Source organism: Pseudomonas sp. HP_14, from assembly GCF_055283875.1.
Window position 1 is genome coordinate 46,001 of the sequence record NZ_JBTOQI010000007.1, and the last position, 12,304, is coordinate 58,304.

Annotated in this window: 13 protein-coding genes; 8 read left to right on the plus strand and 5 right to left on the minus strand. The window is 51.8% G+C overall.

Annotated features, from left to right (window positions below; all coding sequences use genetic code 11):
* Nucleotides 1-72 precede the first annotated feature (72 nt).
* The 4 genes from ACYASS_RS07010 (at nucleotide 73) to ACYASS_RS07025 (ending at nucleotide 3,328) form a co-directional block, all read left to right on the plus strand.
* Nucleotides 73-543 carry a DUF6392 family protein gene (locus tag ACYASS_RS07010; RefSeq protein ID WP_463585588.1) on the plus strand — a complete coding sequence of 157 codons (471 nt, stop codon included), beginning with the start codon at nucleotides 73-75 and terminating at the stop codon, nucleotides 541-543.
* Nucleotides 544-668: 125 nt separating this feature from the next.
* Nucleotides 669-902, plus strand: a complete 234-nt coding sequence (locus tag ACYASS_RS07015; RefSeq protein WP_463585589.1) for a DUF7683 domain-containing protein — start codon at nucleotides 669-671, stop codon at nucleotides 900-902.
* A gap of 10 nt (nucleotides 903-912) precedes the next feature.
* Nucleotides 913-1,383 (plus strand): DUF6392 family protein, encoded by a 471-nt coding sequence (locus tag ACYASS_RS07020; protein ID WP_463585590.1) that lies wholly within the window; start codon nucleotides 913-915, stop codon nucleotides 1,381-1,383.
* Nucleotides 1,384-1,450: 67 nt separating this feature from the next.
* On the plus strand, nucleotides 1,451-3,328 hold the full coding sequence (locus ACYASS_RS07025; RefSeq protein ID WP_463585591.1) for an S-type pyocin domain-containing protein: 1,878 nt from the start codon (nucleotides 1,451-1,453) through the stop codon (nucleotides 3,326-3,328).
* Between the two features lie 77 nt (nucleotides 3,329-3,405).
* On the opposite strand, the gene ACYASS_RS07030 is transcribed toward ACYASS_RS07025, so the two are convergent.
* Both ACYASS_RS07030 and ACYASS_RS07035 read right to left on the minus strand, forming a co-directional pair.
* On the minus strand, nucleotides 3,406-4,032 hold the full coding sequence (locus ACYASS_RS07030) for a TonB family protein (protein ID WP_463585592.1): 627 nt from the start codon (nucleotides 4,030-4,032) through the stop codon (nucleotides 3,406-3,408).
* Between the two features lie 23 nt (nucleotides 4,033-4,055).
* Nucleotides 4,056-4,691, minus strand: coding sequence for an energy transducer TonB (locus ACYASS_RS07035; RefSeq protein ID WP_463585593.1), 636 nt, complete (start codon nucleotides 4,689-4,691; stop codon nucleotides 4,056-4,058).
* A gap of 631 nt (nucleotides 4,692-5,322) precedes the next feature.
* Here ACYASS_RS07035 and ACYASS_RS07040 point away from each other — a divergent pair.
* Genes ACYASS_RS07040 through ACYASS_RS07050 form a run of 3 tightly spaced genes read left to right on the plus strand, consistent with a single transcriptional unit; the run spans nucleotide 5,323 to nucleotide 8,141 of the window.
* Nucleotides 5,323-6,951, plus strand: a complete 1,629-nt coding sequence (locus ACYASS_RS07040; protein ID WP_463585594.1) for an S-type pyocin domain-containing protein — start codon at nucleotides 5,323-5,325, stop codon at nucleotides 6,949-6,951.
* Nucleotides 6,948-7,238: a bacteriocin immunity protein gene (locus ACYASS_RS07045; RefSeq protein ID WP_463585595.1), complete on the plus strand. Its 291-nt coding sequence runs from the start codon at nucleotides 6,948-6,950 to the stop codon at nucleotides 7,236-7,238. Before ACYASS_RS07040 ends, ACYASS_RS07045 begins: the two co-directional genes overlap by 4 nt.
* 45 nt (nucleotides 7,239-7,283) lie before the next feature.
* Complete coding sequence (locus ACYASS_RS07050) at nucleotides 7,284-8,141, plus strand: hypothetical protein (protein ID WP_463585596.1); 858 nt, start codon at nucleotides 7,284-7,286, stop codon at nucleotides 8,139-8,141.
* A gap of 140 nt (nucleotides 8,142-8,281) precedes the next feature.
* Here the strand turns inward: ACYASS_RS07050 and ACYASS_RS07055 are convergent, their stop codons facing one another.
* Both ACYASS_RS07055 and ACYASS_RS07060 read right to left on the minus strand, forming a co-directional pair.
* Entirely contained in the window at nucleotides 8,282-8,905 is a 624-nt protein-coding gene (locus ACYASS_RS07055; RefSeq protein WP_463585597.1) for an energy transducer TonB family protein, read from the minus strand.
* A 23-nt stretch (nucleotides 8,906-8,928) separates the two neighbouring features.
* Nucleotides 8,929-9,564: an energy transducer TonB gene (locus ACYASS_RS07060; RefSeq protein WP_463585593.1), complete on the minus strand. Its 636-nt coding sequence runs from the start codon at nucleotides 9,562-9,564 to the stop codon at nucleotides 8,929-8,931.
* 271 nt (nucleotides 9,565-9,835) lie between these two features.
* On the opposite strand from ACYASS_RS07060, the gene glpT reads away from it, so the two are divergent.
* Entirely contained in the window at nucleotides 9,836-11,173 is a 1,338-nt protein-coding gene (gene glpT, locus ACYASS_RS07065; RefSeq protein WP_243243941.1) for a glycerol-3-phosphate transporter, read from the plus strand.
* A 237-nt stretch (nucleotides 11,174-11,410) separates the two neighbouring features.
* On the opposite strand, the gene ACYASS_RS07070 is transcribed toward glpT, so the two are convergent.
* Nucleotides 11,411-12,085 carry a gamma-glutamylcyclotransferase gene (locus ACYASS_RS07070; protein ID WP_463585598.1) on the minus strand — a complete coding sequence of 225 codons (675 nt, stop codon included), beginning with the start codon at nucleotides 12,083-12,085 and terminating at the stop codon, nucleotides 11,411-11,413.
* Nucleotides 12,086-12,304: the final 219 nt, after the last annotated feature.

Here is a 12,304-nt window from a genome sequence, read left to right on the forward strand (position 1 = left end):
CACGCGTGCTGTTTCCTAAGAAACTTTATTTATTTCCTACTTGCAGATCATCATATTAATAAGGCGGTACGAATGAGTGCGTCAAAGATCGAAAGTTGGATAAAAAATTTTGGTCAAACCCATGAATATCTGCTGTCAGAGTCACTTGTCTCCGATGATGAGTTGGTGGAGTTGTTTTCCGGCGATGAACAAGTGTACTTGCAGCCCGAAAAAGGCATAAGTATGACTTTTCGGGATGAGGACGGTAGGTTCGAATCCTTTTGCATAACGCTAATTAAAGTTTTTCCGGAAGAGCGGGAGTATCATGGGGATTTACCAGATCCATATACATTAAATATGAATAAGCCTTCAGTACACCGCATATTCGGGACTCCCTCCGAATCATCTGGTCCCGCAAAAATGCCATTTCCGGTAGGGCTCACCGGAGGGTGGGATGCGTATCCGCTAGATCAGACTCTATACCCAAATGCGAAAGTGACTTTTCATTATCTTGAATCTGAGCAGGTTGATTATATTGCGTTCAGTGTGTGTGATAAAATTTAAGGTTAACTAAGGTCTGTCCCGTTTGCCGCAAAGTAGGCGGAATATGACTCGCCAGACACATTGCAGTTTGACTATCTGACTGGCGTGGAATTAAGGACAGCGGATAGTGATCGGAGAATTAAACTATGAAGCACCTTATTATGGGCGTTCCCAAAGGCGAAAATTTTCCAGTTTATGAAGTTGGCGTCGCTATGCCTACTAATAAGCTCGCCGCTATTATGAACTGGCAGGATGAAAGCGATTGGATTTTTGATTATCAGCTGGATGCTGAGCAAATATCTGCCATCGAAGAAGTAGAGAAATATGAGCTTCCCAAGGAGCTTGATTTATTTCTTACTTACAGGTCATCATCTAAATAGGACGATGCGAATGAGTGCGTCTAAGATCGAAAGTTGGATAAAAAGCCTTGGTCAAACCCATGAATATCTGCTGTCAAAGTCACTTGTCTCCGATGATGAGTTTTTAGAGTTGTTTCCAGGTGATGATGAACTGTATCTAGAGCCCCAGGTTGGGATCTCGATGAGTTTCCGGGCTGACACGCGTCGCTTTCAAGGGCTTTGCATCACCCTTCGGAAGTCGACTCCTTCGACAGTCGAGTACACTGGAGAGTTGCCAAGGCCTTACTCTCTGCGAATGAACCAGTCGGGCGTTCATGCGCTTTTGGGTAAGCCTATGGAGTCTTCTGGCCCGGTTCGCATGCCTCAACCGCTGGGGCAGACCGGTGGTTGGGAATCCTATCAACCGCATCCAGAAATAAATCCTGATATCAGAGTCTACTTTCAATACCTTGAGTCAATGGAAGTTAATGCGATTGTCTTCACACTGACTAACAAAAACTAGAATGCCCCAACCAGCTCGCCAAAGTGAGCAGGATCTGGCTCCCCAAACACATTGCAGGAAAATAAAGATGGAACTTAAACAAAAGTTGCAGGATTACACGCGTGCGGAATTTGAGTATCTGGTTCAAAAAATTACAGATGTAAACGGTGCGCTGAGCGAACATAACCAGCTAGTTAACCATTTCGATAAGCTGGTAAAACACCCCAAGGGTGCAGATTTGCTCTTCTACCCCGACGCCCAACTTTTAATGGGTGGGGGATACGGTGTGGGCGATATAGCTTACACCATCAAGAAATGGCACAACGATAACGGCCAGTTGGCCTTCTCTGATGACTCATTTCCTCCCGTCAGACCAAAGCCGACCGGCGCAAGGCCAAGTGATGAATATCGGGCTCGCATTGCTTCCTCTGAAAATCTTGTGAAGACCACTAAAGTTATTCAGCGGATAGAAGACGCCCGGCATAAAGTAGAAAGCGTTTTTTCCCTTCTGGATGGCCTGCTCAATCCCGTTAAAGAGCATCCAGGCAGCGGTCGTGATCTTTACATTGCGCAAGAGAGGCAGCTGGCTAATATTGAAGCAGCCCTTCATGAGGTTGTGCTCGGCGTACAGCGCTTCAACTTTCTGGACATGACGGTAAGGTTTGCCAAGGACGATGCGATAAGATCCATCTCCTTTTATTACCTTGATCACGGTATACAGTCGTCCATTCTTCAACAGATTTCAGCGGCGAGTGATCGATATCTCGCTCAGAAAGCCATATTTGCGGCACGTCATTCAGCGCTGCATGTACGGGCGCAAGCCGTAATACAAGATCTGGAAGAGAAACTGATTCGCTTGGCGTCGGCGACGGGCGTTGGCCCTTTGAAAGATGCTGGTGTACTCGTTGCAATGATCGACGACATTGACGCAATCCCTCGGATTATCACTACCTATCCAGACAACTCCAGCAGTTCCGATAGAACCGGTACCGAACTCAAGCAGGCAATACGTTCGGCCGTTAGCGGCCTTACTTGGGAAGCAACATTGTTGGGGGAGCGACAAACTGCCAGGCACGCAAGTGTCATGTCCTTTCGATTTGATACCCCGGGGTGCGGAGAGCGGTTTGCAATCAGCTTACCGCTATCGGATTTTATGCCCAGCGAGGGCCAGAGTTGGCAAGAGCTTGCTCAGGCTAATGCCGAGGTCGATTTGCCTTTTCGTATGAGCTCGGGCGTGGCCAAGAAACTCAACGGCAAGCTGAGTCATGGGCTGAGGGAAATTACCGAGCTGGCTCATGTATACATCGTGCCTACAAACGGCACGACCATCGCGTCAAAAGTCAAAGTCCGTGCGGCAGTGTTTGATGTTGATTCCGGTGCGTATCGTTTTGTTCGTCCAGGGCTTCCTGTAAGCGAGGTGCTGTGGATGCCGCAGTTGTCTCCTGGTGTGAACGACACCCGCCCTACGCGCCCCGGCTACACCGCGCCTGTCAGAGTGCCGGTGGTAGAGCCAATTCCTTTCATTGAGGACTTGGGTTTTGATGACTGTATCGTTGTCTTCCCCTGCGAGTCTGAACTTGAGCCCGTCTACGTCATGTTCAAACGCGCCTGGGAGTATCCAGGGGTAGCGACTGGCGCCGGTCAGCTCGTGAGTGATCATTGGCTGCAAGCTGCCGCAACCGAGACGGGGGCAGCCATTCCCTCTTCGATTGCTGACCAGCTTCGCAACAAGATATTCAAAAGATTCAGCTTCTTCAGAGAGGCGTTCTGGAAAGCAGTTGCAGGCAACTCTGAGCTTACCGCGCTATTTTCGCCTCAGGACCTCGCTGCAATGACGGAAGGGCGGGCACCCTCGGCGCAACTGCAATCAGGCAAGCTGGAAATACGTTACGTGTTATCCCCTGAGGACGGAGGGGACGTCTACGACATGGACAACATGCGCATTTTTGCTCCCTTGGTCGTGTGATGTGCTGATGTCTGTATAGAAGTATCCGCCACCCTCATCGGTTGGCGGATCTCTGATCCAGGATCATCTTCGACGAGCTACAACATCTGCCTTAGCTGTCTCGGCAGGAAGTCAGCATAAAACGCCCGTGGATTTTCCCTGCATCCTTCAATAATCGCGGGTTTTGCCATGTCGAAATCGTCGATTAATGCCTGCCTTTCCTCTTCAGCTACGAACGCGCTGATCACGGCTCCGTTAAGCAGGTAATTTCGGGTGTCACGAAATGTCTTTGCTTCCTCGACAGGGAGGCTGTGTCGAGTCCAGATCAACTCGTTATTAAGCTGACTGCAACGCAGTTTCTTCAGTTCGACATTCGCGCTGAGGCTAGAAATATTGGGTGTCTGAGCATCGAAGTCGTAACTCAAAAGAATACTTTCACCGTGAGGTTTGTCTGCGGGCGGCGTCCAGGCAGTGAAGCGCCAGGTTGGTGCCACTTGCTTCACTGCTTCGGCGAGCCGCGGGTCTGAAGCCTTGACGATGTCTTTGAATAACACTGTGCCGTTGGCGTTGATGAATAGTCGAACCTTGACCTTCCCACCCTCTTTGTTCTTGAGCATTTCCTCGGGGTATTCGGCATGAGGCAGATATAGGGGTTTGGGGTAGGAAGTGCCTGCCTGTGTGGTGAGCGACAATGAGAGGCTCACGAGAATCAGGAGAATGCGCATGTTGAAATCCTTTGGACTGACGATCACAACAGCGTCCGAATCTGATGAGGTAAGTAATCCGCATAACGAGCATCCGGATTTCGCCTGCATTCTTTGATGATCCCGGGAATAGCGCCCTCAAGCTCTGCAAATAGCGCCGTGCGCTTCTCCTGTTCCGGTACGCGATGCGCGACATAACTTCCCGCAAGATACTGGCGTGTGTGCCAGAACACATCAATCTTGTTCAGGGGATCCTTTGGGTAATCGAGCTTGCTGGTCTTGGCCTCGTAGTTGAGATAAGCGCAGAGCGTATGTTCCAGGCCGACGGTTATTTCCTTCGAAAACGGTTCAATGCCGCGAGCGCCGAACAGTATTGGGACGACGATGCTGACGTTTCCCGGTTTACCTTCGGCAACCTCCCATGGCTGATAGCGCCACTTCACGATTGCGTGCAGCGCTGCCTCGAACAGTTTGGGATGGCTGCTCTCGATGATCCTCGTACTCTGCACTGTGCCGAAAGCGCTGATGGTCAGGTTGATCAGCACCTTACCGGTGTAACGCGATTTCACCAGCTCCTGGGGATATTCAGGATTCGGTCTGGAAATGGGGTTGAGCAGGGCGTCGCTTGCCAAGACGCCAGTAGAAAACCAGCCAATAAGAATAAACACGAATAACTTCACTACCTACCTCTAGCGGTCACGGGCGCGGGGTGGCCCTGCAGGCTGCGATGGTAGGTGCCCGCTGCATAGGAGCAGAATCCTGCGGCTTCCGATACGGCTGTAGGAGTGATCCTAAAAATTCGTATTTAGTTACACATTGGCGATATGTTCACGCGCCACCCCACATACCCTGCAACTTATCTCGTGATAAGCAGTGTTTTCTGTAACAACAAAGCGTTTTTCTATTCCGCACAGAAAAATCTAAACGCAGTGTCTCGATGCTTGGTTTCTTGTTCCGCCACCCATCAGGTACCCCGGCCTGAAGATAACGTCGTTAACTTTTTGGAGGTGTTTGGCTGGTATGCGCATGGTAAGTTGAAATCGCTGGTGTCCAAGGTATATCAATTGGAAGAGGCGGGGCTGGCGATTGATTTGTTGGGGGAGAGGCGGGCGGGGATGTTATTATTAGGGGCGACGATTTGATTGCTTTCATAAGGCTCGCCGCAATCGCGGTTTTATCTCAATTTTAGCCAGTAAACAATATTAATAATTAGCTAATAATAGGGTCGCCGCAGTTAAAAATAAATATGCACCACATTTGCTCCTGTGAAGATAGTTAGATCTAGCTATACAGAAAATCAAGGAGAACTGTATGGCAGAGAAAAATATTCTAGTTACTCGTGGCATTCCTCAGGGTTCTTCGTCGGGATCAGATGGCTCGGGATGGAATTCGAGCTATGGACCAAACGACCCGTTTCAATGGGCTGACACTGAGCGCATGTACGATGATATAGCGAGAGCTCAGTATGAGGAGTATTACTGGGCATGGATGGATAACGCCAAACTGAAAGCCGAGGAGCGCGCCAAGGCTGAAGCCGATGCCATCGTCGCTGCTCAAGAGAAAGTTCGTGCTGACGCCGCTGCGAAACAAGCTGAAGAAGCCCGCCAATATGCTGAGCGACTAGCCAATGAAGCCGCGCAGTTAAAGGCTCGACTTCAAGCAGTGGAAGCAGAGCGGTTGCAAGCTCGACTTCAGGCAGAGGAAGCTGCGCGGTTACAAGCTCGACTTCAAGAAGAGGAGGCCGCGCGTCAACTTTCTCGTCGTCAAGCTGAGGAAGCACTCAGTGAGCTTACTCGACGCATCGCGTTAGAGGCGGAGCAGGCGGCAGAACGAGCAGAAGTTCGAAGGCAGACGGCAAGTGTTGAAGCCTATGTTGCGCATACGTTTGATGCAGGACGGGTATGGTCGGTCGTCGCAGGACCACATAATCCAACGCAGCAACTTCCATCCAATTGGGAGAATGCCAACGACGTAGCAAAGCGAATTTTTGTGCGTAGATTAAGCGCAGTGCTTGGCAGGCGGCTTTCAATTCTTGCTGCTTTGTACCCATCTGATATTTCTTCAGGGGAACAAACGCCTCATATGTTCGCCGTTGATGCATCTGCGGTGGGTGTTAGTCTCAGCATTGATATCGGATTTATCGCCAGCAAAAGAGGTGCTGTCGACGTCACCCATCGCTTGATGCCAGATATAGAAGCGCAAGATGATCGTCTTGCGTGGGTAAAAGCTGATGGCATAGACGTTGGCTCGCGTGTCCGCGTCCGACCTGTTGTCTATGAACCGGCGACGAATACATACACTTTCACACGTGATGGTGAAACGACTCCTGCATTGGTTTGGACTCCACATGCGTCCCAGATAGATAGCTCCACCCGCTTGCCCTCGGTACAACAAGGAGCGTCTATATATAGTGGTGCGGGCACCCCCATCATTACGGAAGACTATGTACATCTAGAGCATGTTGCGGAACCTGATGATTACATTCTCGATCTGCCCGCCGAACTCGGGCTAGGAAAGCCATACATCTATTTCAGAAATCCACGAAAAATTCCTGGAGTTGCGAGTGGATATGGGCAATCTGTTGTTGGAACCTGGCTTGGTGAAAGTACTACAGGGCAGGGGGCCGCTATTCCATCGCAGATTGCAGACAAATTACGAGGTAGACGCTTTTCCAGTTTTGATAGTTTGCGGAAAACAGTTTGGCAAGAAGTTGTTAGCGATCCAATACTTAGCAGCCAATTCACAATGTGGGATGTCGCCTTGATGAAAGATGGAATCGCTCCCTATGTTGAAAAGTCAGAGCGACGAGGTCATCGTAAAAAATTTGAGATACATCATATAAATGAACTGGCGAAAGGTGGGCAGGTTTACGACTTTTCTAACATGGTTATAATGACACCAAGCGCGCATATCAATCATCATAGGAAGCCAAAGAAATGAATTTTTTCAAAGATAAGCTGGAAGACTACACCGAAAGCGAGTTTGTGTTCTTTTTGAACTCCATGACTGCCAATCCAGATAATTTACGAGGTCGTAAATTCGAGAGGAAGGTAGACGAATTTGTTGAGCACTTCGAAAAAATCACCGAACATCCAGACGGTTCGGATGTCATTTTTCACCCGAAAAATGGTAGAGACGACAGCGCGCTTGCAATCATGCTGGAGATTAAAGAGTGGCGCGCCGCTAATGGCAAGCCTGGCTTCAAACCAGAACCAGATAATAAATAAATTGGATGTATCGGATTAGTATCCGATGGACATGGAAGTATATATATGCACGAGATTAATCATCAACTTAGCCAGCTTCCCCGCGCCGTTCGTTTGGACGTTGAGGCGCACGCTGGTCATACATCCGCAATGACGCCTGCGCAGTTGGTCGCGCACTACCGTGCGATAGCGCAAGGTTTGATCGATAATAAGTGGTCCCATTATCACCCTCTTCCCCCGGTCGGTGACATCGCCCAGACCATTTTGGACATGCTGCAAGGTAATGACCTCGCCTTCATCGGAGGTCCGGAATATCGGCCATTTCCTCGATGGGTGAGCCACCAGATCATCACGTTTCTGCAGGGTTTTATAAGCAATCTCGCGCCATTACAGGCCAGGCTTGAGCATGAAACTCGTCAGCTTGCGTTACATGCGGCCCAGGAGGTCGCCCGACTAGAGGTCCAGCGTCAGGCTGAAGATGCTGAACGCCGTCGCGTTCAAGAAGAGGCTGTGCGTCAGTTGGCACAACGGCAATCTGAAGAAGCGACCCGGTTGGCAGCGGAGCAGGCTGCTCGCCAATTGGCTCTGCAGGAAGCCGAAGCTGCGGCGCAGGCGCTCGCCAAGCGCGAAGCTGATGAGGTTGCGTTACATGAAGCGCGCCTAGCGTTGGAGTTGGTGACTGCGGTGGCAGTACCGCCTGTAGAAGCCGGAGTGAATACGGACGATGCATTGATAAACCCGAGTGCTCAGGAAAAGGTTCCTGCGCACGAAATTCGGTTCGTTCCTGGACCTGCGGCAATGACTGAAATTGATCGTGCAACATTGGTACTTAAGCACAGTATTGAGGCTGCTGTGACTCAGTATGAGGCTGCGATCAGCCCCTACCTGGATACACCAAAAAGTTTCGCCAACGTCGTTTATTGAGTTTGGCGTGGCCAGTAGTTGTGCAGAGTGGAGCGCGGACCTGATCTGCGTTTCGCTTTCGTTCGCAAAGAAGAAGATATAGAAGCATCCGCAACCCTCATCGGTTGGCGGATGTCAGATCCAGGGTCATCCTTGACGATCTACAACATCTGCCTTAGCTGTCTCGGCAGGAAGTCAGCATAAAACGCCCGTGGGCGTTTCCTGCACCCTTTAATAATCGCGGGTATTGCCAAGTCGAAGTCGTCGATTAGTGCCTGCCTTTCCTCTTCAGCTACGAACGCGCTGATCACGGCTCCGTTAAGCAGGTAATTTCGGGTGTCGCGAAACGTTTTTGCTTCATCGACGGAGTGGCTATGTCGAGTCCAGGTCAACTCGTTATTTAGCTGGCTGCAACGCCGTTTTTTCAGATCTATATTCGCGACCAGGTTTGTGTCATATGCCTTAGCATCGAAGTTGTAACTCATAAGTGAGCTCTCCCCGTCAGGTTTGTCAGCAGGCGGTGTCCAGGCAGTGAAGCGCCACTCTGGAATTACCTTCTTTACTGCATCGGCGAGCTGTGAGTCTGAAGCCTTGACGATTTCCTTGAATGCCACGCTTCCATTGGCATGAATGAATATCCGAACCGTGACCGAACCTCCCTCTTTGTCCTTGAACATCGTTGCGGGATATTTCGGGTCGGGCAGGTATATGGGTTTTGGGTAGGACGTGCCTGCCTGTGTGGTGAGCGACAATGAGAGGCTCACGAGAATCAGGAGAATGCGCATGTTGAAATCCTTTGGACTGACGATCACAACAGCGTCCGAATCTGATGAGGTAAGTAATCCGCATAACGAGCATCCGGATTTCGCCTGCATTCTTTGATGATCCCGGGAATAGCGCCCTCAAGCTCTGCAAATAGCGCCGTGCGCTTCTCCTGTTCCGGTACGCGATGCGCGACATAACTTCCCGCAAGATACTGGCGTGTGTGCCAGAACACATCAATCTTGTTCAGGGGATCCTTTGGGTAATCGAGCTTGCTGGTCTTGGCCTCGTAGTTGAGATAAGCGCAGAGCGTATGTTCCAGGCCGACGGTTATTTCCTTCGAAAACGGTTCAATGCCGCGAGCGCCGAACAGTATTGGGACGACGATGCTGACGTTTCCCGGTTTACCTTCGGCAACCTCCCATGGCTGATAGCGCCACTTCACGATTGCGTGCAGCGCTGCCTCGAACAGTTTGGGATGGCTGCTCTCGATGATCCTCGTACTCTGCACTGTGCCGAAAGCGCTGATGGTCAGGTTGATCAGCACCTTACCGGTGTAACGCGATTTCACCAGCTCCTGGGGATATTCAGGATTCGGTCTGGAAATGGGGTTGAGCAGGGCGTCGCTTGCCAAGACGCCAGTAGAAAACCAGCCAATAAGAATAAACACGAATAACTTCACTACCTACCTCTAGCGGTCACGGGCGCGGGGTGGCCCTGCAGGCTGCGATGGTAGGTGCCCGCTGCGTAGGAGCAGAATCCTGCGGCTTCCGATACGGCTGTAGGAGTGATCCTAAAAATTCGTATTTAGTTACACATTGGGGGGATGTTCATAAAGCAACACGACCTACTCCGCATCTCCTGCAAATTCTCAGACGAGAAGCAGTGCTTTTTTCTGTAATGAAAATGTAATATTCGCTTTCGCGCAGAAAAACAAAAAATGGAGTGTCTCGATGTTTGCTTTCTTCCGTCCCGCCGCACATCAGGCACCCCTGCCTGAAGAAAAGGTCGACAGTACCTATCGACGTCTGCGGTGGCAGATATTCGCGGGTATTTTCATCGGCTATGCCGGTTACTACCTGCTTCGTAAAAACTTCTCGCTGGCAATGCCTTACCTGATCGACGAGGGTTACACCCGTGGACAGCTGGGTGTGGCGATGTCAGCGATTGCTATTGCGTACGGTTTGTCCAAGTTCCTGATGGGCATCATTTCCGACCGTTCCAACCCAAGGTACTTCTTGCCATTTGGTCTGCTGGTTTCAGCGGGCGTCATGTTCGTGTTCGGTTTCGCGCCCTGGGCTACGTCCAGTGTGACGATCATGTTTATCCTGTTGTTCATCAACGGTTGGGCGCAGGGCATGGGCTGGCCGCCAAGCGGGCGGACCATGGTGCACTGGTGGTCGCAGAAAGAGCGCGGTGGCGTGGTATCCGTATGGAACGTTGCGCACAACGTGGGTGGTGGTCTGATTGGCCCGCTGTTCCTGTTGGGTATGGGCTGGACCAACGACTGGCATGCTGCGTTTTACGTGCCGGCAGCAGTTGCTTTGCTGGTGGCGGTGTTTGCGTTTGCAACCATGCGTGACACCCCGCAATCGGTAGGTTTGCCGCCGATCGAGGTCTACAAGAACGATTATCCTGAAGGCTACGATTCCAGCCACGAAGAAGAGTTTTCCGCCAAGGAAATCTTCGTCAAGTACGTGCTGCGCAATAAGATGCTCTGGTACATCGCTCTGGCGAACGTGTTCGTTTATCTGCTGCGTTACGGTGTGCTGGACTGGGCACCCACTTACCTGAAAGAAGCCAAGCACTTCACCGTCGACAAGACGTCGTGGGCTTACTTTCTCTATGAGTGGGCGGGTATTCCAGGCACGCTGCTGTGCGGCTGGATGTCGGACAAGATCTTCAAAGGTAACCGTGGTCTGACGGGCGTAGTGTTCATGGTCCTGGTGACCGTCGCGACGCTGGTTTACTGGCTGAACCCGCCGGGCAACCCGACCGTTGACATGATTGCTCTGGTTTCCATCGGCTTCCTGATTTACGGCCCTGTCATGCTGATCGGCCTGCAGGCGCTGGAACTGGTACCGAAAAAGGCTGCGGGTACGGCGGCTGGCTTCACCGGCCTGTTCGGCTATCTGGGTGGCTCGGTTGCGGCCAGTGCCGCCATGGGCTACACCGTTGATCACTTCGGCTGGGATGGTGGTTTTGTCCTGCTGATCGGTGCCTGCGTGCTGTCTATCGTCTTCTTGCTGCCGACGTTGTGGCACAAGCAGATTGAGAGCACGAGTCGCTAAGACGGTGACGGGGCATTCGCTGATTTATGCGTTTGCCCTGGCCTGGCAGAATCGTGCCGAGCATGGATCTGTAGGAGTGAGCTTGCTCGCGATTTGGTCTCCTGGCCGACGAATTTTGTCGGTTGAACAGCCCCTATCGCGAGCAAGCTCACTCCTACAGTAAAAAGTATTCCAATCCGTGAGCCCGTCTGCGTTGCTGCCTCCCTGCCTCTTCCCGGATAAATCCGGTCCCACGGGTTAAGCCCCTTGCTCCTCAACCCAACACCGCTTCAACCTCGCCTCCAGATTCAGATCCGGCATGGCGTGGCTGCGCAGTGCGTTGGCGGTTTGTTCGACGTAGTCGCGTGTTGTGCCGTAGCGGCCGCTGGCGCTGGCCAGCACCTGACTGAGTACGCTATCTGGCAGGTTACCCGCATAGCTGGGCAAGTGTCGCTCCAGCACGAATCCGAGCGCTTGAACCCGGCGTCCATCTGCAAGGCGGCAGCTCAGCCAATGCGGACGGTAAGAAGGGAAGGGCATTTCTCGCTGCCACAAGGCAAGCAGAGATTCTTCAAGATTGTCCTCCGGCAAGCGGTAGGCAAAGCCGCTGCAAGAGCCGCCGCGATCAAGGCCAAACACCAGTCCGGGCATTTCCGGGGTACCACGATGTTCGTGAGACCACAGGTACAAACCTCGATGGTAGCCATGAATACGGCCGCGCTGGCGCTCGACAGCGGTGCATTCGGGCCGCCAGATTAATGACCCGTAAGCGAACAGCCATACGGGCCCACCTTCATGGCGTTGCATCGTGTTCTTCATCGAGAGCATCAGTTGCTCGCGGGTCAGTTGTGGACCCAGATCGATAACAGGCGGATACGTCAGCCCGAGACCGTCGTGTACGGCCGCTGACAAGCTATTGATTTGATTCTCCATTCGGGCTCCCCTGGCCGTTACGCTGCCAGTTGTAGCGGATCTAGTGTGGTGAGCGCAGTGACGCGGCGGACAATGTGGCTTGGCCAGTGCCTGCGAGGCTTCGACTTCAAGCGCTGGCAGGGCGTTTCACTGCTGAAACGATTCGATATCTTTAATGCAATTAGCAATCCATGCAAGTTACCTGTCGGCGGATCGCTCGGACTTCCCGATAAGCGACAC

What these genes read in the sequence shown, in the direction of transcription:
- ACYASS_RS07070 (WP_463585598.1), bottom strand. Translation starts at nt 12,085, where the DNA reads ATGGAGAATCAAATCAATAGCTTGTCAGCGGCCGTACACGACGGTCTC.
- glpT (WP_243243941.1), top strand. Translation starts at nt 9,836, where the DNA reads ATGTTTGCTTTCTTCCGTCCCGCCGCACATCAGGCACCCCTGCCTGAA.
- ACYASS_RS07020 (WP_463585590.1), top strand. Translation starts at nt 913, where the DNA reads ATGAGTGCGTCTAAGATCGAAAGTTGGATAAAAAGCCTTGGTCAAACC.
- ACYASS_RS07030 (WP_463585592.1), bottom strand. Translation starts at nt 4,032, where the DNA reads ATGCGCATTCTCCTGATTCTCGTGAGCCTCTCATTGTCGCTCACCACA.
- ACYASS_RS07045 (WP_463585595.1), top strand. Translation starts at nt 6,948, where the DNA reads ATGAATTTTTTCAAAGATAAGCTGGAAGACTACACCGAAAGCGAGTTT.
- ACYASS_RS07040 (WP_463585594.1), top strand. Translation starts at nt 5,323, where the DNA reads ATGGCAGAGAAAAATATTCTAGTTACTCGTGGCATTCCTCAGGGTTCT.
- ACYASS_RS07055 (WP_463585597.1), bottom strand. Translation starts at nt 8,905, where the DNA reads ATGCGCATTCTCCTGATTCTCGTGAGCCTCTCATTGTCGCTCACCACA.
- ACYASS_RS07025 (WP_463585591.1), top strand. Translation starts at nt 1,451, where the DNA reads ATGGAACTTAAACAAAAGTTGCAGGATTACACGCGTGCGGAATTTGAG.
- ACYASS_RS07050 (WP_463585596.1), top strand. Translation starts at nt 7,284, where the DNA reads ATGCACGAGATTAATCATCAACTTAGCCAGCTTCCCCGCGCCGTTCGT.
- ACYASS_RS07015 (WP_463585589.1), top strand. Translation starts at nt 669, where the DNA reads ATGAAGCACCTTATTATGGGCGTTCCCAAAGGCGAAAATTTTCCAGTT.
- ACYASS_RS07010 (WP_463585588.1), top strand. Translation starts at nt 73, where the DNA reads ATGAGTGCGTCAAAGATCGAAAGTTGGATAAAAAATTTTGGTCAAACC.